Here is a 20,052-nt window from a genome sequence, read left to right on the forward strand (position 1 = left end):
CACGTATGGCGACGACGGCGATATGGGATGTCACCGACCGATTGAAGCGCGTGATTGATTACGCCACCGATCCCGACAAAACAGCGCAAGATCGCGCCGTGAAGAATGAAGGCTTGCGGCAGGTGCTGGAATATGCAAAAGCGGATGCCAAGACGGAAAGGCTGCTTTACGTGAGCGGCATCAATTGCGACCCGCTTACCGCTTACGAGCAAATGCAGCGCACCAAGCGTCAATTTCAGAAGACGGATGGCATCGTCGCGTTTCACGGCTACCAAGCGTTTGCACCCGGCGAAACGACGCCGGAAACGGCGCACACCATCGGCGTCAAGCTGGCACATGAGCTATGGGGCGATCGTTTTGAAGTCGTGGTATCGACCCATCTGGACAAGGAGCATTTGCACAATCACTTTGTGCTGAACTCCGTCTCCTTTATGGACGGCAAACGTTATTACGACAACAAAGCCTCCTACGCCCTTCTACGGAGAACATCCGACCGGTTATGCCGTGAACATGCATTGTCAGTAATCGAGCAGCCCGAGCCGGGCAAGGCCAAACACTACGGAGAATGGAAAGCGGATCGGGAAGGCAAGCCGACCTGGAGGGGGGCGATTCGGAGCGATGTAGATCTGGCGATTGCGGCATCCATGACGTGGACCCAGTTTATCGCTGCTTTGCATAAGCAGGGTTATGAAGTGAAAACGACCGTGAAGCATATGGCGGTGCGTCCACCGGGCAAGGAACGTTTCGTTCGTTTGCGCAGCTTGGGGGACGACTATACGGAAGATGCTTTGAAACAGCGGATTTTACGAAATCGCATTCCCTGTAAATCACAGCCTCTGCCCATGCCGCGACGCAGGCGCGCCGTTTGCAAAGGAACGCTTCGATCCGGCAGGAAGTTCAGCGGCTTGCAAGCATTGTACTTGCGCTACTTATATGAGATGGGCATACTGCCTCATTTTCGCGCGTCCGTGAGAAGGACGCATTTTTTATTGCGTGAAGACTTGCGGCATTTGGCGGTTATTACCGCGCAGACCAAGCTGCTCTGTCAGCACCGTATTTCCAGCAAGGATCAGCTTTTGGACTATGTATCCGTCGTCCGGCAGGAGATGCGCCTGCTTTCCAGTGAGCGCAAAGCGCTGTACAACCGCCTCCGCCGCTGCAAGGAGGAAGGCCGGATCGACGCTTGCAAAGCGCAAATAGCCGTATTATCCAAGCGCCTTGCCGCGCTCCGAAAGGAGGTGAAGCTGTGTGCGGGCATCCTTGCCCGATCCGGTGAAATGATGACTAAACTACATGGCGACAAGCAAAATCAACCATTACGAAGGGAGGATTCCATCCATGAGCAGTGGAGCCGAGGCGGCCGATCAGGTCGTCAACATGAGTCTGCGGGGTATCGAGGTAATGGCCAAGATTTCCGGTGAAGGCGCTAAGCATCTGGCCGTCTATTTGTTTGCCGCCCTACAGGGGCAGAAGCGGACGAAGGGCAGCATCCGTCTGGAAAGCTTGCTTCGCAGCGGCAAGGAATTGAAAGTGTTTGCCGTCAAAAACGAAGACCTGCCCACGTTTTGCAAGGAGGCCAAACGTTACGGCGTCCTGTACTGTGCCCTGCGGGACAAAAAGAATGTCGATGGATTGTGCGACGTGATGGTGCGGGCTGAGGACGCGTCCAAAATCAACCGTATCGTAGAGCGGTTCAAGCTGGCGACCGTGGATACAGCCAGCATTAAGAGCGAAATTGGGAAATCCCGCGCCGGGAAACAGCAAGACCATCCAGCGTTCGGGGAGGGTCAACAACAAGCATCGGACCAAACCCGGCTGAGGACGGAGGTACAAGGAGCGGAAGTCATGGGAACGCCAGGAGCGAAGAACGCCGACGATTTTTTGGATGAACTGATGCAGAGGCCCGAATCGGCGCAGCCAACTTCCCCGGCGAACGGCAACCCAAACCCCGCGGTGGCGACGACGGAGCCGCCCCATCCGTCCGAGCCTACCTTCGGGCGCAGCGAAGCATCCGCAAGGGGTATGATTGAACCGAAAGCCGAGAAAGTGCAGCAGCGGCCATCGATCCGCGAACTGCTGCGCGAGATCCGGGAAGAAAATCGGAAGGCGGAGAAAGAACGGCGTCAGATGGCCAAGGAATCGTCGCTGCCCAAGCGAAGCGAGCGAAATAATGGAAAAGCGAAGACGGGCAAAACCAAACCAATCGGAACCCGAAAGCGAGGGAAAGCGAAATGAACAATCTGGACGATTTATTCCGGCAGGAAACATCCGGCCATTTTTCTGCGAATTCGTCCAAGCAACCTTTTGACAAGGAAGCGTGGGCACAGAAAAAGCAGGAACTCAGGCAATGGGCCTACGAGACGATTGATGCCGCTACGATTGCCATCTTGCACAGCGGCGATGAATTTCAGCGGTATCTAGATGTGCAAAGCCGTTTCGACCGCTACAGCGTATCCAATGCGCTTCTGATTCTCACACAGCGGCCGGAGGCGACCCGCATCGCCGATTTCGATTCGTGGAAGGAACAAGGCGTGTTTATTCGCCGCAAGGAAACCGGCTTTTATATTTTGGAGCCGGGCGAGGAGTACCGGAGGGAAGACGGCAGCACCGGCATCAGTTATAACCTCAAAAAGATGTTCGACATCACGCAAACGACGGCCAACCCAAAACAGGAACAACCGACCTATCCGGACGATCGAATGCGTATCAAAGCGCTGATGGATCGCGCCCCTGTTCCGATCGTCATCGGCGATGCGCTCCCGCCGGAAACAAATGCGCTCTATCAGCCGGATACGAGAAATATTGTCATTCGCCGCGGCATGGATGCGGGAGATATTTTTCGGGCGCTCGCGCAGGAGCTGGCGCATGCGGAAGTGGATCGCGGCGATGGCCGTTACAGCCGTTCCGATTTTACGTTCCATGCATATTGCGCCTCTTACATGCTGTGCAAACAATTCGGGGTTGATACTGCCTCCTTTCGCTTTCATCATGTGCCCGAAAAGTTGAAGGACATCGAGCCGCAACAAGTTCGCGCCGAGCTGACGGTAATAAAGGATGCCGCGCATGAAATAGCCCGCAGGATGAACCGGATGCTGGTGCAGCAGCGGCAGCATCATCGGACAGAACCAGCAAGATAGGAGCGCCGCGCGGGACATGCTCAATTTTTGTTCAGGAGGGAGCGCCTGTGAAGGAAGAAGAACGGATTCTCTGTTTGGATCATTACGAACATGGCATCGTGGTGCATGCGCTGAATGCGCTGCGAAACGATTTGATCGGCGAGAAGCGCCCCACCGACGCCGTCGATGAACTGTTGCTCAAAACGATTGACGCCCCTTATCCAAAACATAAACGACGGAGCCATCATGAGGCGCGTTGAAACTGCAAGGAGTCATTTGATATTCTTTGCGGTTTTTTTTATTCCCGTCCTGTGGGTGGCGATGCTGACCGCCCCTGCACTTTCCGGGGGGCTGCCGGCGATTGTGGAACATCTGAGCGTGGCGATCCACCACCCTTTTGACATCCGGTGGGTGGAAGATACGCCGCGCTGTCTGCTCTTTTTTACGCTGGCCTATGGACTCGGCGTCGGCGTTTATCTGGCCTCTCCGCGAAACTACCGGCGGCGGGAGGAACACGGCAGCGCCCGTTGGGGACGGGCGAAAAGCATATGCGCCAAATATCGAAGCAAGCAGCCGGAGCAAAACAAAATTTTAACCAAGCAGGTTTTCATCGGTCTCGACGGTCGCAAGCATCGCCGAAATCTAAATGTGCTCGTTGTGGGCGGTTCCGGCTCTGGTAAAACGCGGTTTTATGCCAAACCGAACATCATGCAGGCGCACACGTCGTTCGTCGTTCTCGACCCGAAAGGCGAAATCTTGCGCGATACCGGCCATCTGCTCAAAGCCAGAGGGTATGACATCAAGGTACTCGATCTGATCAATCCGCACCGCTCCCACGGCTACAACCCTTTCGCCTATTTGCACGACGACAAGGATGTGTTGAAACTGGTCACCAATTTGATTCGCAATACGACGCCGAAAGGCAGCAACACGAACGACCCGTTCTGGGAACGGTCCGAAACGGCGCTACTGGAGGCGCTTATGTTGTATTTGCTTTATGAAGCGCCGCCGGAGGAGCAGAATTTTCCGATGGTGATGGAGATGATCGCCGCCGCCGAGGTGCGGGAAGAAGACGAAACCTACCAAAGTCCGTTGGACGAGTTGTTTGAACGGCTGGCCATGCGCGACCCGGAACATTTGGCGGTTAAACAGTACAACATCTTCAAACTGGCGGCGGGTAAAACCGCCAAATCGATTTTGATCGGTCTCGGCGTTCGGCTGGAGAAGTTCAACTTGCATTCGATCGCCGGGATGAGCCTGGTCGATGAAATGGAATTGTCCGCCATAGGAGAAAAGAAGACGGCGCTGTTTGCTGTCATTCCCGACAACGACAGCAGTTTCAACTTCATCGTAGGGATGCTCTACACCCAGCTTTTCCAATGCCTGATGTATGAGGCCGACTACCGGCACGGCGGACGCTTGCCGGTGCACGTGCATTTCGTGATGGACGAATTTGCCAACGTCGCCTTGCCCGATGAATTCGACAAGCTGCTCTCCACCATGCGCAGCCGCGAGATTTCGGTCTCCATCATCCTGCAAAATCTGGCGCAGCTCAAAGCGCTGTACAAGGATTCATGGGAATCGATCGTGGGAAACTGCGACATATTTTTGTACCTGGGCGGCAATGAACAATCCACCCACAAATACGTCTCGGAGCTGCTGGGCAAGGAAACGATCGACACGAACACGTACGGCCAAAGCAAGGGACGCAGCGGCAGCTATTCGATCAACTATCAGTTGTCCGGCCGAGACTTGCTGACGCCCGATGAGGTGCGACTCCTCGACAACCGTTATGCCCTTCTCTTTATTCGCGGCGAGCGTCCTGTTCAGGATGACAAGTACGATTTGCTTAAGCATCCTCATGTATCGCTTACGACGGATGGCAAAGGTCTTCCCTACCAGCATGGTGGTACTGAACTTGCGCTCGATTGGCGAACCGCGATGCTGGATGAAAACGGAGATTACGAGCTTTTGTCGGAGGAAGAATTAGAGTCGCTATTTTTGCGAAGGGAGCGATAAAATTTGAATTTCAAAATGAAAAGGTTGCTTTCGATCTATATCATGCTGATCTTAACGGGAACCGTATTCGTCTCCACCGCTTATGCCGAGGGTGATCCGATGACGACGGTCAATAATTTGTCCACTTTCATATTCGGCTTAATCCGTGCCATCGGCATGATTATTCTCGGCTTCGGCATTGTCCAGATCGGATTGTCGCTCAAGTCCCACGACCCTTCCCAGCGAGCGAACGGATTTCTGACGCTAGCCGGTGGGGTCATTATTACGTTTACGAAAGAAATTCTTACCTTGATTGCCGGATAAATGGAGTCATAAATGAGGGGAACGGACGATATGTCTGTTTCCCCTGATTACAGAAAGGGGTGAGAATTTGGCTAATAACAGTTGGATTATTGACAATCTCGAACATGCGCTCGATACGTGGAACGAGAAAATGAACGAAATCTGGCAGCTTGTCACCGAGTCGCCGGCCGACTTCAAGGGCGGCGGCGTTTGGCGCGTCATTACCGACATTCATGGCGCGTTGCAGGCGACGGGACTGGCGCTTTTGGTCTTGTTTTTTGTCATCGGTGTGGTGAAGACGACTGGCAGTTTTGCCGAGATGAAAAGGCCGGAGTTGGCAGTCAAGTTGTTTATCCGCTTTGTGTTAGCCAAAGCGGTCGTCACCTATGGACTGGAGTTAATGATGGCGTTGTTCACGATCGTTCAGGGCATCATCTCGACGATGCTGGGACGATTTGGGTTCGGAAAGACAGAAGCCATAGTCCTACCAAACACGATTGCAAAAGCGATCGAAGATGTTGGCTTTTGGCAAAGCATTCCACTGTGGGTTGTCACCCTTCTGGGGAGTCTGTTCATCACGGTGCTATCTTTTGTGATGATTCTGTCAGTGTATGGACGTTTTTTTCGCATCTATATATATACGGCGATTGCTCCCGTTCCGCTGTCCGCTTTTGCCGGGGAGCCGAGCCAAAATATCGGCAAGTCGTTCCTGAAAGGGTACGCAGCCGCTTGCATGGAGGGGGTGGTAATCGTACTCGCCTGCATCATCTATTCCGCCTTCGCCTCCGCGCCTCCAGCGGTCGATGAAAGCGCGGGTGCGGTGACGATGGTATGGACGTATATCGGGGAGTTAATTTTTAATATGCTCATCCTCGTCGGTACGGTGAAAATGGCGGACCGAGTAGTGCGGGAAATGATGGGGTTATGAGTAAAAGAAACGATAGACACCGCTTTTAGATCGACTATTCAGTCCCTTCGCCCAACAATTCACGGAGGGAAACTTCCAGCGCTTTGGCAATCGCCACAACTTCGTAGTCTTGGACAAGCCGATTCTGCCCTTCGAGACGCGAAAGGCTCGTTGGACTGATGTCGAGACCGGCCGTTTGCAATTTGGCGAGAAACTCCTTCTGTTTCATTCCCTTTGCCTTACGGATGGCAACAACTCTCGCGCCGATAATATTTTTGTCACCTGGCGGTTCTTTTCGATGTTTCAATGGTATGCACCTCACAATACAAATCAAATTGTACGTGAGTGCATCATTGTTTTAATGCGATTATCGCATTAAAATGAAATAAACCGATTTTCGCAATAAAATGGAGAGATACTCTATCATTCAGACAGCCAGAAACGCCGATCTAATGAAGACACTGGGAGGCCGACCGATGACACGATTGCTTGGTCAATTGGAGGAGGAAAGAAGGAAGTTGAACGAACTCGGGAAAAAATCTCTTGATCAGGGAATTCCTCTGTTCGAGAATGAGGCGGTCCAGGCTCAAAGCCGGAAGGTGGACGAATGGATTGTCCAGTGGCTTCAAAGGAAGTCCGGACGAGAGCGTCAGCTGCGCTAGAGCGCGTTCGCATAAGGAGGGGGAAGTCAATGGAGTTTCCGTCATGGTTTCAAAACGCGATCCAGCGGCGGCTGGACCACGTTTCAGCTCGGATCGAACGCGATCCCGAGTTGTGCACCTATCGTAAAGCAGAGTACACGGCTTTTCAAGCGATGTTTTCCTGCGTGGAGATGACGCAGTTGCCGGCGTTTATGGAATGGGAGGACAAGGTTCATTTTACGCGGGCTTTGGAGAATGAACGCTTGTATTTGCAAGGAATGAGAGACGGCGTACAGCTTGCGTTTGCGCTTCTCTCCGATCCCCTTCCATCCGGCGATGAGTAGTTGGCAAGAAACGAAAAAGACAGAGCCAACATCGGCTCAACCGGAGGCTGGGGGCGAGTTGTAGACCATAGTGAACATCGTTAATGGGAGGACTTCAAATGGAAGTGAAAATAAACCGGGAAATCCGGGATTATACCGAAAGCTTATTCTTTGGACTGTCCTTGCGGCAGTTCTTTTTTTCTGTGCTGGCTGTCGGCGCGGCGATCGGCCTTTATTTTGGACTGCGCGGCCGCTTTGGCTTGGAAACGCTCAGTTGGATGTGCATTTTGGGAGCCGCGCCCTGCGCAGCCTTGGGTTTCATCAACTATCACGGCATGACGGCCGAGCAGTTGCTTTGGGCGTATGTGAAATCGGAATTTCTGCTGCCAAGGCGCTTCGTCTTCTATTCGGCCAATATCTATGTTGAAGCGCTGAAAAAGAGCATGCACTATCATGAGCAGGAAAGGATGAAGCGCCGTGATTAAAACGCTCAGACGCATCATCAAGCAGGACAAGGAACGATTGGTCATCCCGAAAGGCGTTCAGCAAGTCATCCCGATTCGCGCCCTCTGGCCGGACGGGATTTTTTTTGTCGGCAACAAGTTCTCCAAATCGTATCGGTTCGAGGATATCAACTACGCCGTAGCGTCCAGGGAAGACAAGGAAGCGATGTTTTTGTCTTATTCCGAGCTGCTCAATTCCTTTGACAGCGGAGCGACCACGAAAATTACAATCCATAACCGGCGTTTGAATCGGGCCGATTTTGAAAGCTCGATTCTGATTCCGCTACGGCAGGACCATCTCGATGTGTACCGGCAAGAGTACAACGAGATGTTGCTCGCAAAGGCCATCGGCGCGAACGGAACGATTCAGGAAAAGTACGTTACCATTTCTGTCGTCAAGAAAAATGTGGAGGAAGCCCGTCAATATTTTGCGAGGGTCGGAACCGAATTGATGTCGCATTTTTCCCGTCTCGGTTCCAAATGTATCGAACTGGATGCAACCGACCGTCTGCGCATTTTCCATGATTTCTTTCGGATTGGCGAGGAAGCGGATTTTCGTTTCCATCTGTCCGAAACAATGCGCAAGGGCCATGATTTCAAGGACTACATTTGCCCGGATACGTTCGAGTTTGAAAAAGATCATTTTCGGATGGGCAACTTTTTTGGCCGCGTCATCTTTCTGCGGGAATACGCCAGCTATATTAAGGACAGCATGGTGTCCGAGCTTTGCGACCTGAACCGGAATTTGCTGCTGTCGCTGGATATCATCCCGATTCCGACCGACGAGGCCGTTCGCGAGGTGGAGAGCCGTTTGCTCGGCGTGGAGACGAACATCACCAACTGGCAGCGGCGACAAAACCGGAACAACAATTTTTCCGCCGTGGTCCCTTACGATATGGAGCAGCAACGCAAAGAGAGCAAGGAATTTCTGAACGACCTGACTACACGCGATCAGCGGATGATGTTCGGCCTGCTGACGATGGTCCATATCGCGGACAGCAAGGAGCAGCTCGACAGCGATACGGAGGCGCTGCTCACAACCGCCCGCAAGCATTTGTGCCAGTTTTCCACGCTGACCTACCAGCAAATGGACGGTCTGAATACGGTGCTCCCCTACGGCTTGCGAAAGGTTCATGCCTTGCGGACGTTAACGACGGAAAGCACGGCTGTCTTTATTCCGTTTCGGGCGCAGGAAATCGTGCATCCTGGCGGCATTTACTACGGACAAAATGTGATCAGCAAAAACATGATTATTGCCAATCGCAAGCAACTGCTGAACGGAAACAGCTTTATCCTCGGCGTATCCGGTTCCGGCAAAAGCTTCACCGCGAAACGGGAAATCGTCAACCAGATGCTGGCCAGCGACGACGATATTATTTTGATCGATCCGGAACGGGAATACTCCGCGCTGGTGAACGCAATGGGCGGCGAGACGATTCATATATCCGCCACTTCGCCCAACCATATCAATGCGATGGATATGAATCGTCAATATGGCGATGGAGCTAATCCAATCATTCTTAAATCGGAATTCGTCCTTTCGCTTTGCGAGCAGTTGATTGGCGGATACCAGCTGGGAGCCAAGGAAAAGTCGCTCATTGACCGCTGCACCGCCAGCGTGTACAGGAAGTATTTGCAGAGCAACTATAAGGGGCAGCCTCCGACGCTTCAGGACTTTCGTGCGGAGCTGCTCAAGCAAGCGGAGCCGGAGGCGCAGGACATTGCGCTGGCGATCGAACTGTTTACTTCCGGCAGTCTGAACACGTTCGCCAAGCCTACCAATGTCAATGTCCATAACCGACTCATTTGCTACGATATTCTCGACTTGGGCAAACAACTCCTCCCGATCGGCATGCTGGTTGTTTTGGACAGCATCCTGAATCGGATTACACAAAACCGGGCTAAAGGCAAAAATACGTTTATCATTATCGACGAAATCTATCTTCTGTTTCAGCATGAATACAGCGCCAACTTTCTGTTCACGCTTTGGAAGCGCGTCCGAAAGTATGGCGCTTTTTGTACTGGCATTACGCAAAATGTGGATGATTTGCTGCAAAGCCATACAGCCCGCACGATGTTGGCGAACAGCGAATTTATCGTGATGCTGAATCAAGCAGCTACCGACCGGGTAGAGCTTGCCGAGCTTCTTAATATTTCGGAACTGCAACTCTCTTATATTACAAATGCTGACGCCGGGAACGGATTGATGAAGGTAGGCAGCTCCCTTGTGCCGTTTACCGACAAGTTCCCGCGGCACACAAAATTGTACAGCTTGATGACAACTAAGCCTGGTGAATAGGAGTAAGTGGCGAGAAGGGGCTGGTCTCTGGTGAGGTCAGCCCCTTCTTGTCAATGAATAATCATGATATCGACTAAAAATACGATGGTCTGATTTTTAAAAAGGCGGACTATGAAATATGTGCCATTTTCGAGTATAATAGGTTTGGAATCATAGGCCTTTGAGAGCATTGGCATGAGGGAGGTTGTCATGGCCAAAATTATGATTGTGGACGATACGGCGTTCATGAGAATGATGCTGAGAGAGATCATAACGGATAGCCGCTTTGAAGTGGTAGCGGAAGCAGAGAATGGAAAAGAGGCCGTACAATTTTTCAGGCAGCACAAACCCGAACTTGTCACGATGGATATTACGATGCCTGAAATGGACGGCATCGCCGCCTTGTAAGGAAATAAAACGAATAGACCCTATGGCGCGAGTCATTATCTGTTCCGCAATGGGGCAAAAAGATCGGGTTGTCGATGCGATTACGTCAGGAGCCGCGGATTTTATCGTCAAGCCGTTTCAAAGGGAGAAAGTTCTGGAAACGCTGGCCAAAGCGTTGAAGTAGCCGGGGGTTTATGTACAAGATCGGTCGCGTTACGGCTGCCGTTTTCGTTATCTCCCTTGTCGCTGTTCTGTTCATTTATATTAAGCATGCTTACGAGGCAGTGGATAAGGCCGTGGCCATGTCGCTCGCGGTCTTTTTGCCGTTGGGTTACTTTTGCGGCAAGCGGTTCGATACGCTGTTGCGGCTCTCGCAAAGAGACGACTTGACCGGGGCGTATAATCGCGGGTTCATTCAGCGCGTTTTCCCCAGACTGGTTCGCCGATCTCAAAGGCTGCGAAAACAAACTGCTCGTGTTCTATGTTGACGTAGACAACTTCAAGTATATTAACGACACATACTCTCGCGAAACCGGAGATCGTGTGTTATGTCAACTGTCAAACCTGCTTGAAAAAACAACGAGCAAGTACGACTATGTTGCACGATGGGGAGGCGATGAATTTGTAGTCATTGTGCCGTACACCGACGAAGAAGGAGCCAGGGCGCTCCAGAGACGTCTTGGCAGTGCGCTGTTCATATCGCTAGAGGAATGGAAGACGCTCGTGTATCTTTCTGTCGGTTATGCGGTTTGTCCCGACGAGAGCACCGATCTTGGCGAGCTCTTGAGAATGGCGGACAAGAGAATGTACAAGCAAAAATTCAGCCAACACAATGATTGACATGTGCATCACAGACAAAGACTAAACGATTTGAACAAAGCCATTTTACGTTAATCCGGTTCTGAATTCAACTTAGTAACAAGGAGCGCTTAAATTTATGAAAACTGTACCCATTCGTCTAAACCGCATCCAAAATAAAATCGGCCTTGGCTTTCTGGTCGTCGTCATTTTTTTTGTCATCGCCATTCTCAGCGTAACCCGGCAACTATCTTCCTTCCAGAAGGAAACGAGATTCATTACGGATCATGATATGCAAGTACATAGCCTGGCCCAGTCCATTGAGAAGGATTTGGTGGATATGGAAACCGGCCAAAGAGGTTTTATTATAACCGGAGAAAACAAATATTTGGACCCGTACAACAACGGCAAAACCAATTGGCAGAAGCACTATGACGCCCTTTTCCAGCTTGTTGCCGACAATCCAAGCCAGCAGGACAACTTGAAAGCCATTCAAAAAAATGTGGAACATTGGATTCAAAACGCCGGCGAGAAAGTGATTGCCTTGAAAAAGGCAAATGACAACAAGGGAATCCAGCAGTTTTTCCAGGACGATCCGGGGAAGCAGGATATGGATGCCCTGCGCGAGCAGCTTTCGTCGTTTCGTTCCATCGAAAAACAGCTTACGTTGAATCGGGTGTCGGCGCTCGAAAAGAAAAACGGTCAACTCCGATTGCAGCTATACGGCTCTCTGTTGCTGGTACTTATCGTTTCGATCATCTCGTCTTTCTTCACCGGCGCATTGACGGCCAGGAACGTACGTAAAGTTGGGAACGCCATCGCGGAAATTGCCTCTTCCGGCGGCGATTTGACGAAACGAATTACAGTGAAAACCAAAGACGAAACGAAAGATTTGGCGGATCAAACGAACTTGCTGTTATCCAGTCTGCAGAGCATGATCGCCGATATCCAAGGGAAGACCCAGGAATTGGAACGCTCCTCATCCATGTTGAAGGTTGGCGCAGACGAGAGCTACAAAGCCGCCGATCAGATCTCTGAATCTGTCCAGCGCGTAGCGCAGGGAGCGGAGCAACAAGTATCCCAGACGGAAGAGATGTCGGCGATTTTGCAGGAGACGGTATCGGGACTGGAGCAGGTTGCCGCCACGACAACCGACGTTTCCGACCTTGCCAAGCGAGCGCAGTCCGTCGCGACGGAGAATGCCGGCGAAATGCAGGCAAATGCGGAAAAAATCGGGCAAATCGAAGAAACGTTTTCCGACATTCAAGCTTCCGCCGCGGAATTGGCATCGCTGTCTGAAAAAATTCGGGATGTGGTCGGATATATTCAGGACGTCTCCAACCAAACCAATCTGTTGTCGCTGAACGCCGCCATCGAAGCGGCGCGCGCCGGGGAACAAGGTCGCGGGTTTGCCGTCGTCGCCGGTGAAATCCGCAAGCTGGCGGACCAAGCGGCGCATTCGACCCGCGAGATTCATGAAACCATCGAAGTGATGTTGAACGGCATTAACGGACTCGTCCAGAAAGTAAATGAGAACAGCCATGGCGTCAAGGATGGCGTTCAGGCCATGATGAAAGCCAGCGAGTCGTTCCGGGCCATTATGAACGAAGTGAACAACCTGAGCGTTCAAGTCATGGAGGTTGCCGCTTCTGTGGGACAGATGTCCGCCGGCAGCAAAGCGATTGAAAGTTCCATTCGGGAAATTACGAAGATAACGGAAGAAACCGCCTCGTTCACTGAAGAGGTTGCGGCCATGACCGAGGAGCAGGCGGCCACGAGTCAGGAAATGCTGCAAACCGCTCGCCAGCTTGGCGAAATGTCCGATTCCCTGAAAGCTTTAGTCGGCAAGTTCAAAGTTTGAGTGCAAGTCCCGATCCCCTCATCCGATGGAGATCGGGATTTTTTTAGTGTGTGCGCCCCCTCCCCGACACCGATTAAAAACAGAATAAATTGCCAACAATAAAATGGAAATGAAAAATGAGGGGATCGCCATGGGGAAAACGAACGGATTTTGGAGCCGCCGCCCGCGCTCCAATCATCGCAAGGGCGAACGCTTAGCGCATCAGGAAGAAAATCGGCAACTCGATACGGCTCTTTCCGCAAATCTGGCCGAGAATGTTAAGGCGCTTCAGCGCTTGTATATCCGTTGTTCTGACGTGATTTTTCACGAGTTCTGCATAGGCAACCGCATGGAGGCTGTGCTCGTTTATATCGACGGTCTTGCTCATATCGAAGAAGTGGATCAACATGTGCTCGCTCCGCTGCAGCAGGATTTCCCTATGGATTACACGCTGGCAGACATTCGCGGAAAAATTGCCGTTTCTTCGATAAAGCTGGTGGATACGATAGCCAAGGTGCTTGAAGAAATATCCGGCGGCAATCCCGTATTGCTGATGGAACGTGAACACCAGGGACTGGCGATCGGCTTGCCGAAATGGGAAAAACGAGCCATCGACGAGCCGTCCGCCGAAACGGTTCTGCGAGGACCTCGGGAAGGGTTCATTGAGTCGCTACGCACCAATACGGCTCTGTTGCGGCGCAAAATCCGAACCCCTTATCTCAAAATCGTCACGATGAGCATGGGGACTTATACGAGCACGAAGATTGCGCTCGCCTACCTGGAGGGAGTTGCAGCCCCTGCTTTGGTGGAAGAAATAACGAGCCGTCTGCAACGAATTGAGATCGACGGCATTTTGGAGAGCGTGTACATTGAAGAACTGATCGAGGACAACCCGTTCTCCCCGTTCCCGCAGTTGCTTTCCACCGAAAGGCCGGACGTGGCGAGCGCTTACTTGCTCGAAGGACACGTCGTCGTTTTGATCGACGGTACGCCCAGCGTGCTGATTGCGCCGATCACCTTTTACTCCTTGCTGCAGTCGCCGGAAGATTATTACGAGCGGTATGTTGTAGGTACGGCAATACGCTGGCTGCGCTATTTGTTCTTTTTGATCTCTTTGCTGGGGCCGTCCTTTTACGTTGCGGTTATTACTTACCATCAGGAAATGATACCGCACTCCCTGTTGATTACGATGGCGAGATCCCGGGAACAAATCCCGTTTCCCGCCATTATCGAGGCACTGCTGATGGAATCGATGTTTGAAGCGCTGCGCGAAGCCGGAGCGCGGTTGCCGAAGCAAATCGGCACCGCCGTCAGCATTGTCGGAGCGCTGGTCATCGGTCAGGCGGCCATTGCTGCCGGCATCGTCTCTGCGCCGATGGTAATGGTTGTGGCCATTACGGGCGTCGCGTCGTTTATGGCCCCCCGTTTTACCGTCGGCATTGCCATCAGGCTGCTGCGGTTCCCCATGATGGTGCTTGCCGGCTTTCTTGGGCTACTGGGATTGATTATGGGGGGCATCCTCATTCTGAATCACCTGTTCAAACTGCGCTCGTTCGGCGCTCCATATATGGCCCCCCTGGCCCCGATGCAGTGGCGCAGCCTGAACGATGTGCTCTGGCGCGCTCCGCGCTGGCTCATGACCAAACGTCCCCACATGACGGGGGCGTGGAATCCCAGAAGGCAGCCCCACGGTCAACGCCCGGGCCCGCATAAAGGGGAGACAGGAGATTGACGAAATCAGGTGCAAAGAGGACGTTAATGGGGGGGCTGATTGCCTCGGCGGTGTTGCTGTCCGGATGTTGGGACCGAACCGAAATAAACGATTTGGCGATTCTTACCGCCGGCGGGATGGACTTGACGGAAGATCGAAAACTGGAACTCTCCGTTAAGCAATATGTGGTATCGCCCTCTTCCTCCGATCAATCGGGAAGCATCTCTTCGGACACCGGCGGAGGTTCCGGCAAGTCGTTCGTTCGTTCCTCACGCGGTTTATCAATGGCTGATGCGGAATCCCATTTGCAGCAGGTATTAAGCCGCAAAGTGTTTTGGGGCCAGGACGAAGTGTTCGTATTCGGTCAGCGGCTGGCGAAAGACGGACTTGCCGAACCGATGGAATTTTTGACGAGACATCCGATTCCGAGGGAGCGGGCCAATGTTTTCGTCAGTCAGAATCCCGCCAAAGAGGTGCTGGAACTTGATCCGCCGATTGAACGCTCGGTTTCGCAAGCTTTACGTAAAATGGCCGAAAATGAAACCGGGCTGAATATTACGATGAAAGAACTGGCGGAGATGATGGCGGGAAGAGCCAGAGCGGCTGTCATTCCCTGGGTAGAAATCAAGCCTGGCGATGGTAAACAGACTGCGTTCGCTTACATTAACGGCACGGCGGTCCTGAAAAACGGCAAGATGATCGGGCGCATGAACGATGCCGAGACGCGGGGAATCATGTGGTTGAGAAACGAAGTGAAAAAAGCGACAGTGACTGTTTTCCCAACCGAAAGCAAGGGACTTGTGTCGCTTCAATTGCTAAAAAGCCGTACGGAGTTGATCCCGCACATTAAAGGAAGTAAATGGAGCCTCACGGTTCGGATCGAGACCCAGGATGACATCGTTGAAAATACGTCGGAGCTGGATCTTTCGGTACCGGACCATATCTGGGAGTTGGAGCGCGAACTGGAAGACGATATCATACGCCGCGTTCAAATGGCGCTGGAACGGGCGCAAAAAGAAATGAAAGCGGATATTTTCAATTTCGCGGACGCCTTTTATCGGAAGTATCCGAGGGAGTGGAATCGAAACAAGGATCGCTGGGACAATCTATATTCCAAACTGGAAGTCAATGTACAGGCAAAGGTCAAAGTTGTCCGTCCCGGCTTGACCAACAAAAGCATATTCAAGCCGGAACAGAGGTGATGATTGGATCATGATATGGGGGGGATTGCTGGGCGTTGCCGCGGTGTTGGCTTTGATGGTCCTGCATGATTGGCGTAATCTTTCGCCATGTACGAAGCGGGAGAAGACGGCTTATGGCGCCTTAATCGGATTGGGCGCGATATTGGCGATCTTGCTTGTTCTCGATCCCCAAATGCCGGGTCCTACGCAGTGGATGGATGTTATTTACAAACCTCTGGTAAACTTGCTGGAGAAGCTCACCGTGCAAAGGAGCGGGTGAATGGTGATTGAAAAAGGGAAAATATCCGCTCCGCAAATCGGGAAAATGATCTATTTGGCGGTAACTCCGACGGCAATTTTAAGCACGCCGGCGATTACGTATCAATTCGCCAAGCAGGATTTGTGGATATCTCCGATGTGGGCATTCAGTGGGGTTATTGCGATCTGGATTGCGCTGAGCATTCACCGATTGTTTCCGGGCGAGAATCTCGTTCAGGCAGGCGAACGCATTTTAGGTCGAAGGTTGGGTAAAGTGTTCGGGCTAGTTATTCTGTTATACTATTTGTATTTGGGCGGCGTCATTGTGCGGGAATACGGCGAATTTGTAGTCGGAGCGTTCCTAGTTCAAACGCCGTTGCTGGTGGTAACCGGAAGCATGGTGCTCGTATGTGCCATTGTTGTTCGTAGCGGCGTGGAAATCATCGCGAGATTTGCCGATGTATTTATCCCTGTTTTTGCGCTGCTCTTTCTGCTTCTAATCATCCCCCTGCTTCCGGATCTTCATATTCTGAAGATGCTGCCGATTATGGGAGAAGGTATCGGGCCTTCCCTCTCCGGTTCGGTTGTTTTGCAAGCATGGTTCAGCGAATTTCTGACCGTGTCGTTTTTAATTCCATTTGCAAACCGTGCGGAAAAAGTGAAAAAAAGCATGGCGATAACTTTGCTGGCCGTCATTGTGACGCTTGTGTCATCCAATCTGGTTACGCTGCTGCTATTGGGGGATCTAACGGGAAATTATATCTATCCTTTCCTGATTGTCGCCAGATACATCAACCTGGCCGATTTCTTTACCCATCTGGAGTCGCTTTTTATGGCTATCTGGGTGTTGGGCGCATTTGTTAAAATATGTGTTTTCTTTTATGTGACGGCCATGGGCGCCGCTCAATGGATGAACCTTCGTGAATACCAGCCGATCGTATTCCCTGTCGGCTTCTTGCTGCTGTTAATGAGCGTATGGGTCGCGCCCAATCTGCAAGAGTTGACGCATGCTTTATCGACTTCGATCATTTTTTCGGCATTGACGGTATTGGTTTGCATTCCCGCGGCGCTATTCGGTGTGGCCTGGATCAGAAGACAATGGGAGAAAAAAAATATGCAGGATTGAATCGCGAAGACAGTCGACACGTTCTGGTAGGATGAACATCCGTTTTAAAAATAATAGCGCCAACCTTCTGTTTATGCTTAGGACGCGTGACAGAATGCTTGACGCTTTTTACCGCTCTCAAGTTTGACGAAAAGTCGAATTCTCCATCATGCAAGAGATTTTTGTTTCAAAGAAGTGGATAGAAGACTCGCTCTGCTGATCAGTTCTCGAAAAGACAGCGAAAAAAAGTCAGGTACGAGAAAGCCGTTGACGACTCCCACCGATGCGGACAATGTAACGTTTTGAATGACGATGGGTTGGGATAGGGAATCTCCTAATTGCAAGGCATCGTTCTCATTACGGCATGTAATCACAATAAACTCATCCCCCGCATACCTGCAGACATAATCCTGTTCGTTTGTTAATGTACGCAAGCGATTGGAGAACTCGACAAGAAAATCGTCCCCTACTGGATGCCCATACAATTTGTTGATTTCACCGAAGTTATTGAGATCAATAAAGAGCAAATGGAAATGTTGGCGACGGTTCAGAAAATGTTCGCCGATTTGTTGAATATAAGGTGCACGGTACATACCCGTTAGCGGATCAACGATTTGGTTCAGTTTGATCTGAAGCGTTTCTCGGGTCACGATCCCGATTGCCTGTTCTTCATGAATGACAAGCAAACGCTCGATTGAATGTTTTTCCATCTTTTCTAATGCATCCCAGGCGAATTGGTCAGGCAAAATACTGATCGGGTTTGGGGTCATCGCGTCGGCCACAATGCGATTGGGGTGGGAAGAACGGAGATCCCGCGACGTAATAATCCCTACAATTGTTCCATGATCCGTGACGAGCAGCGAACCAATTTTAAGTTCATTCATCATGTCGGAAACGTACTGGACGCTTCTTTCCGATGAAACCGTGTAGACCGGGGATGACATGAATTCCGCGACCCTCATTGCAACTCTACCTCCCGCTGAACCGATACCGATATTTTCAATTCGGAACGAAGAACCATGTTGTCGCTGATCAAGCGATCTGCTTCTTCCAGTATGATTTGCATCAGCACATGTTCATCCAGCATTTGGAGAAGGGAGTTTCGAATTAAGACCGCTTCAATTTTGGCGTGCTCCAATTTAACGATTGTAAATTGTTCCGGTGATATCGCCTGTGCCATTCGCTTCACCGCTTCCGGCCCGATAGGCGCTTTTTTCCCGATGATCAATAAATCCTGCATAGGCGGAACTTCAAATTCAGAAATTTTTAATGAGAGCATTGCTTTCCGGAAATAGTTCAGTTTGTCCTGCATCTTGATTACTCCTTCATGTTCGGGTGAGACTTCACATTCAACCGTTTACGTTAACCGATTCGGTTTCCCGAATAAATAGCCTTGTCCCATCTTAATTCCCAAAGATAGCGCGGTCTCGAAATCCTCCTCTTTTTCGATTCCTTCTAAAATCAGATTGGACTCGTCATTGCAGTACTCGACAAACAGTGCGACAACTTTTTGCTTCTTCTTGGATGTACTCAAGTCAGCTGAAAAGAATCGGTCGATTTTTATGAAATCCGGTGAGATGTCCAGAATATTTCGAAACGAAGTTGTTCCATCTCCTACATCGTCAAGGGCAATCAAGAAATTCAGTTCACGCAGCAAACGGATGGCATCTTTGAAAGAAGCGCTTTTCCATAATAGGCCCTCATAAATGGACTCATTAATCTCAAACACGATTTGATTTCTATAAGGCTCGAATTGCTTGACAAGGGTGTCGAGTAAGTCGATAAATAAAGGCGAGACCAAGGTTGAAGGGAAAATGTTGATAAACAACGGGCCATGTTCTCGTGAGCCCGGAGAGTTGAAGTAAGCTGAAATGGCCTCTAAAATAGAAAAAGAATCAACTTCGAACAACTTGTTTTGTTCCATGGCGTGCTGAAATAAAAGATCTGGATTCATATTGGATTTACTGCGAATGAGGGCCTCGTAACCCAGTATGCTCTTTCCCGGGAACCCGTAAATGGTCTGAAACACATGATAAAAATCGTTTTGTACAATCAATTGTTCTATATTAGGCATCAAGGCTACTCCCTTTGCTAGAGAATCAAAATAAGAAGCTACCCCGAATTGGAGCAGCTTTGAGCTTGGAAGCAACAAATTCGGCAACCCAGCTACCATAGATAAAATCCTTAGGTCTGAAGTTTTGCGCCCCCATTTTTCAATGAGTTTGCCTTTTCGTTTGTATGATCTTGAAAGGAAGATGATCAGCCTGAGGACCTACAAATAAAACTCCATCCTTCCTAATGAACCTTCGTTATTTGCGCCAAAATCCTTCTTTATACCCAATGATTCGCCAAAAAAACGCCAACTCCTTCCAAACATGTGTTCTTGAAACCCTACGTGTATCTGAGTTTTTGAAAGAAACCAGTGAGCCCTTCTTGTTCACCAGTCAAAATGGAGAAGTGCTTATGCGCTCTAGAGTCACTTGCCATTTAGTTGCCTTGATTTCCATTTCTTCAAATAACTTCCTTCATTGTTAAAAAATAAGTGAGTCCACATGTAACTGATTCGGGAAGCTGTCGAATTATTGATCAAAAGCAGGTAGTGAGTTCATTGGAAACCTTACCTTTACGCAATCCTTGTTCTGCTCGTATCGTGGTTTGTTTACAAGCAGTTTTCTCCGGTGAAAGGACTGAGGAGTCTGAACG

Annotated in this window: 22 protein-coding genes, 1 pseudogene and 1 riboswitch; of the genes and pseudogenes, 19 read left to right on the forward strand and 4 right to left on the reverse strand. The window is 50.8% G+C overall.

Annotated features, from left to right (window positions below; translation table 11 throughout):
* Nucleotides 1-5 precede the first annotated feature (5 nt).
* The 7 genes from ACFO8Q_RS22465 (at nucleotide 6) to ACFO8Q_RS22495 (ending at nucleotide 6,345) form a co-directional block, all read left to right on the forward strand.
* Complete coding sequence (locus ACFO8Q_RS22465) at nucleotides 6-1,421, forward strand: relaxase/mobilization nuclease domain-containing protein (RefSeq protein WP_380029317.1); 1,416 nt, start codon at nucleotides 6-8, stop codon at nucleotides 1,419-1,421.
* Entirely contained in the window at nucleotides 1,378-2,235 is an 858-nt protein-coding gene (locus tag ACFO8Q_RS22470) for a PcfB family protein (RefSeq protein WP_380029319.1), read from the forward strand. Before ACFO8Q_RS22465 ends, ACFO8Q_RS22470 begins: the two co-directional genes overlap by 44 nt.
* Nucleotides 2,232-3,137, forward strand: coding sequence for a hypothetical protein (locus tag ACFO8Q_RS22475; RefSeq protein WP_380029322.1), 906 nt, complete (start codon nucleotides 2,232-2,234; stop codon nucleotides 3,135-3,137). Before ACFO8Q_RS22470 ends, ACFO8Q_RS22475 begins: the two co-directional genes overlap by 4 nt.
* Nucleotides 3,138-3,184: 47 nt before the next feature.
* The gene (locus ACFO8Q_RS22480; RefSeq protein WP_380029324.1) at nucleotides 3,185-3,376 is read left to right on the forward strand and encodes a hypothetical protein; all 192 of its coding nucleotides are present in this window, start codon (nucleotides 3,185-3,187) and stop codon (nucleotides 3,374-3,376) included.
* Complete coding sequence (locus ACFO8Q_RS22485) at nucleotides 3,363-5,135, forward strand: VirD4-like conjugal transfer protein, CD1115 family (RefSeq protein ID WP_380029327.1); 1,773 nt, start codon at nucleotides 3,363-3,365, stop codon at nucleotides 5,133-5,135. The genes ACFO8Q_RS22480 and ACFO8Q_RS22485 overlap by 14 nt, the downstream gene beginning before the upstream one ends.
* A 3-nt stretch (nucleotides 5,136-5,138) precedes the next feature.
* Nucleotides 5,139-5,438 carry a glutamyl-tRNA amidotransferase gene (locus ACFO8Q_RS22490; protein WP_465251896.1) on the forward strand — a complete coding sequence of 100 codons (300 nt, stop codon included), beginning with the start codon at nucleotides 5,139-5,141 and terminating at the stop codon, nucleotides 5,436-5,438.
* Between the two features lie 67 nt (nucleotides 5,439-5,505).
* Nucleotides 5,506-6,345: a VirB6/TrbL-like conjugal transfer protein, CD1112 family gene (locus ACFO8Q_RS22495; RefSeq protein WP_465251897.1), complete on the forward strand. Its 840-nt coding sequence runs from the start codon at nucleotides 5,506-5,508 to the stop codon at nucleotides 6,343-6,345.
* 34 nt (nucleotides 6,346-6,379) lie between these two features.
* Here the strand turns inward: ACFO8Q_RS22495 and ACFO8Q_RS22500 are convergent, their stop codons facing one another.
* Nucleotides 6,380-6,631, reverse strand: a complete 252-nt coding sequence (locus ACFO8Q_RS22500) for a helix-turn-helix domain-containing protein (RefSeq protein ID WP_380029329.1) — start codon at nucleotides 6,629-6,631, stop codon at nucleotides 6,380-6,382.
* A gap of 169 nt (nucleotides 6,632-6,800) precedes the next feature.
* Here ACFO8Q_RS22500 and ACFO8Q_RS22505 point away from each other — a divergent pair, with 169 nt between their 5' ends.
* From ACFO8Q_RS22505 to ACFO8Q_RS22560, 12 genes and pseudogenes are all read left to right on the forward strand, one after another.
* The gene (locus ACFO8Q_RS22505; protein WP_144878490.1) at nucleotides 6,801-6,986 is read left to right on the forward strand and encodes an aspartyl-phosphate phosphatase Spo0E family protein; all 186 of its coding nucleotides are present in this window, start codon (nucleotides 6,801-6,803) and stop codon (nucleotides 6,984-6,986) included.
* A 29-nt stretch (nucleotides 6,987-7,015) separates the two neighbouring features.
* The gene (locus ACFO8Q_RS22510; RefSeq protein WP_380029332.1) at nucleotides 7,016-7,309 is read left to right on the forward strand and encodes a hypothetical protein; all 294 of its coding nucleotides are present in this window, start codon (nucleotides 7,016-7,018) and stop codon (nucleotides 7,307-7,309) included.
* 98 nt (nucleotides 7,310-7,407) lie between these two features.
* The gene (locus ACFO8Q_RS22515; protein ID WP_380029335.1) at nucleotides 7,408-7,773 is read left to right on the forward strand and encodes a PrgI family protein; all 366 of its coding nucleotides are present in this window, start codon (nucleotides 7,408-7,410) and stop codon (nucleotides 7,771-7,773) included.
* Nucleotides 7,766-10,090 (forward strand): VirB4-like conjugal transfer ATPase, CD1110 family, encoded by a 2,325-nt coding sequence (locus tag ACFO8Q_RS22520; protein WP_380029337.1) that lies wholly within the window; start codon nucleotides 7,766-7,768, stop codon nucleotides 10,088-10,090. The genes ACFO8Q_RS22515 and ACFO8Q_RS22520 overlap by 8 nt, the downstream gene beginning before the upstream one ends.
* Nucleotides 10,091-10,279: 189 nt before the next feature.
* Nucleotides 10,280-10,640 (forward strand): annotated as a pseudogene (locus ACFO8Q_RS22525) (response regulator).
* A 10-nt stretch (nucleotides 10,641-10,650) separates the two neighbouring features.
* Complete coding sequence (locus ACFO8Q_RS22530) at nucleotides 10,651-10,944, forward strand: hypothetical protein (RefSeq protein ID WP_380029339.1); 294 nt, start codon at nucleotides 10,651-10,653, stop codon at nucleotides 10,942-10,944.
* Nucleotides 10,931-11,296, forward strand: a complete 366-nt coding sequence (locus tag ACFO8Q_RS22535; RefSeq protein WP_380029341.1) for a GGDEF domain-containing protein — start codon at nucleotides 10,931-10,933, stop codon at nucleotides 11,294-11,296. Before ACFO8Q_RS22530 ends, ACFO8Q_RS22535 begins: the two co-directional genes overlap by 14 nt.
* A gap of 97 nt (nucleotides 11,297-11,393) precedes the next feature.
* On the forward strand, nucleotides 11,394-13,115 hold the full coding sequence (locus ACFO8Q_RS22540; RefSeq protein WP_380029343.1) for a methyl-accepting chemotaxis protein: 1,722 nt from the start codon (nucleotides 11,394-11,396) through the stop codon (nucleotides 13,113-13,115).
* A gap of 130 nt (nucleotides 13,116-13,245) precedes the next feature.
* Nucleotides 13,246-14,826, forward strand: a complete 1,581-nt coding sequence (locus tag ACFO8Q_RS22545; protein ID WP_380029345.1) for a spore germination protein — start codon at nucleotides 13,246-13,248, stop codon at nucleotides 14,824-14,826.
* The gene (locus ACFO8Q_RS22550) at nucleotides 14,823-16,007 is read left to right on the forward strand and encodes a Ger(x)C family spore germination protein (RefSeq protein WP_380029347.1); all 1,185 of its coding nucleotides are present in this window, start codon (nucleotides 14,823-14,825) and stop codon (nucleotides 16,005-16,007) included. Before ACFO8Q_RS22545 ends, ACFO8Q_RS22550 begins: the two co-directional genes overlap by 4 nt.
* A 10-nt stretch (nucleotides 16,008-16,017) precedes the next feature.
* Nucleotides 16,018-16,266 carry a hypothetical protein gene (locus tag ACFO8Q_RS22555; protein ID WP_380029349.1) on the forward strand — a complete coding sequence of 83 codons (249 nt, stop codon included), beginning with the start codon at nucleotides 16,018-16,020 and terminating at the stop codon, nucleotides 16,264-16,266.
* Nucleotides 16,267-17,370, forward strand: a complete 1,104-nt coding sequence (locus ACFO8Q_RS22560; protein WP_380029351.1) for a GerAB/ArcD/ProY family transporter — start codon at nucleotides 16,267-16,269, stop codon at nucleotides 17,368-17,370.
* Between the two features lie 146 nt (nucleotides 17,371-17,516).
* Here the strand turns inward: ACFO8Q_RS22560 and ACFO8Q_RS22565 are convergent, their stop codons facing one another.
* From ACFO8Q_RS22565 to ACFO8Q_RS22575, 3 genes are read right to left on the reverse strand one after another with little or no spacing between them, the layout of a single operon-like run.
* Nucleotides 17,517-18,311 (reverse strand): GGDEF domain-containing protein, encoded by a 795-nt coding sequence (locus ACFO8Q_RS22565; protein WP_380029353.1) that lies wholly within the window; start codon nucleotides 18,309-18,311, stop codon nucleotides 17,517-17,519.
* Nucleotides 18,308-18,661, reverse strand: coding sequence for a hypothetical protein (locus ACFO8Q_RS22570; protein ID WP_380029355.1), 354 nt, complete (start codon nucleotides 18,659-18,661; stop codon nucleotides 18,308-18,310). The genes ACFO8Q_RS22565 and ACFO8Q_RS22570 overlap by 4 nt, the downstream gene beginning before the upstream one ends.
* 45 nt (nucleotides 18,662-18,706) lie before the next feature.
* A complete protein-coding gene (locus ACFO8Q_RS22575) occupies nucleotides 18,707-19,423 on the reverse strand; it encodes an EAL domain-containing protein (protein WP_380029357.1) in 717 nt (238 codons plus the stop codon).
* 79 nt (nucleotides 19,424-19,502) lie between these two features.
* Nucleotides 19,503-19,586: riboswitch (cyclic di-GMP riboswitch) on the reverse strand.
* Nucleotides 19,587-20,052 lie beyond the last annotated feature (466 nt).

This window comes from Effusibacillus consociatus, assembly GCF_042652925.1.
GTDB classification, from domain to species: domain Bacteria; phylum Bacillota; class Bacilli; order Tumebacillales; family Effusibacillaceae; genus Effusibacillus; species Effusibacillus consociatus.

Excerpts from the sequence above, each read along its gene's own strand:
- ACFO8Q_RS22465 (WP_380029317.1), top strand. The coding sequence starts at position 6 with ATGGCGACGACGGCGATATGGGATGTCACCGACCGATTGAAGCGCGTG.
- ACFO8Q_RS22485 (WP_380029327.1), top strand. The coding sequence starts at position 3,363 with ATGAGGCGCGTTGAAACTGCAAGGAGTCATTTGATATTCTTTGCGGTT.
- ACFO8Q_RS22505 (WP_144878490.1), top strand. The coding sequence starts at position 6,801 with ATGACACGATTGCTTGGTCAATTGGAGGAGGAAAGAAGGAAGTTGAAC.
- ACFO8Q_RS22565 (WP_380029353.1), bottom strand. The coding sequence starts at position 18,311 with ATGAGGGTCGCGGAATTCATGTCATCCCCGGTCTACACGGTTTCATCG.
- ACFO8Q_RS22560 (WP_380029351.1), top strand. The coding sequence starts at position 16,267 with ATGGTGATTGAAAAAGGGAAAATATCCGCTCCGCAAATCGGGAAAATG.
- ACFO8Q_RS22475 (WP_380029322.1), top strand. The coding sequence starts at position 2,232 with ATGAACAATCTGGACGATTTATTCCGGCAGGAAACATCCGGCCATTTT.
- ACFO8Q_RS22570 (WP_380029355.1), bottom strand. The coding sequence starts at position 18,661 with ATGCAGGACAAACTGAACTATTTCCGGAAAGCAATGCTCTCATTAAAA.
- ACFO8Q_RS22575 (WP_380029357.1), bottom strand. The coding sequence starts at position 19,423 with ATGCCTAATATAGAACAATTGATTGTACAAAACGATTTTTATCATGTG.
- ACFO8Q_RS22470 (WP_380029319.1), top strand. The coding sequence starts at position 1,378 with ATGAGTCTGCGGGGTATCGAGGTAATGGCCAAGATTTCCGGTGAAGGC.
- ACFO8Q_RS22540 (WP_380029343.1), top strand. The coding sequence starts at position 11,394 with ATGAAAACTGTACCCATTCGTCTAAACCGCATCCAAAATAAAATCGGC.
- ACFO8Q_RS22515 (WP_380029335.1), top strand. The coding sequence starts at position 7,408 with ATGGAAGTGAAAATAAACCGGGAAATCCGGGATTATACCGAAAGCTTA.
- ACFO8Q_RS22555 (WP_380029349.1), top strand. The coding sequence starts at position 16,018 with ATGATATGGGGGGGATTGCTGGGCGTTGCCGCGGTGTTGGCTTTGATG.
- ACFO8Q_RS22545 (WP_380029345.1), top strand. The coding sequence starts at position 13,246 with ATGGGGAAAACGAACGGATTTTGGAGCCGCCGCCCGCGCTCCAATCAT.
- ACFO8Q_RS22530 (WP_380029339.1), top strand. The coding sequence starts at position 10,651 with ATGTACAAGATCGGTCGCGTTACGGCTGCCGTTTTCGTTATCTCCCTT.
- ACFO8Q_RS22510 (WP_380029332.1), top strand. The coding sequence starts at position 7,016 with ATGGAGTTTCCGTCATGGTTTCAAAACGCGATCCAGCGGCGGCTGGAC.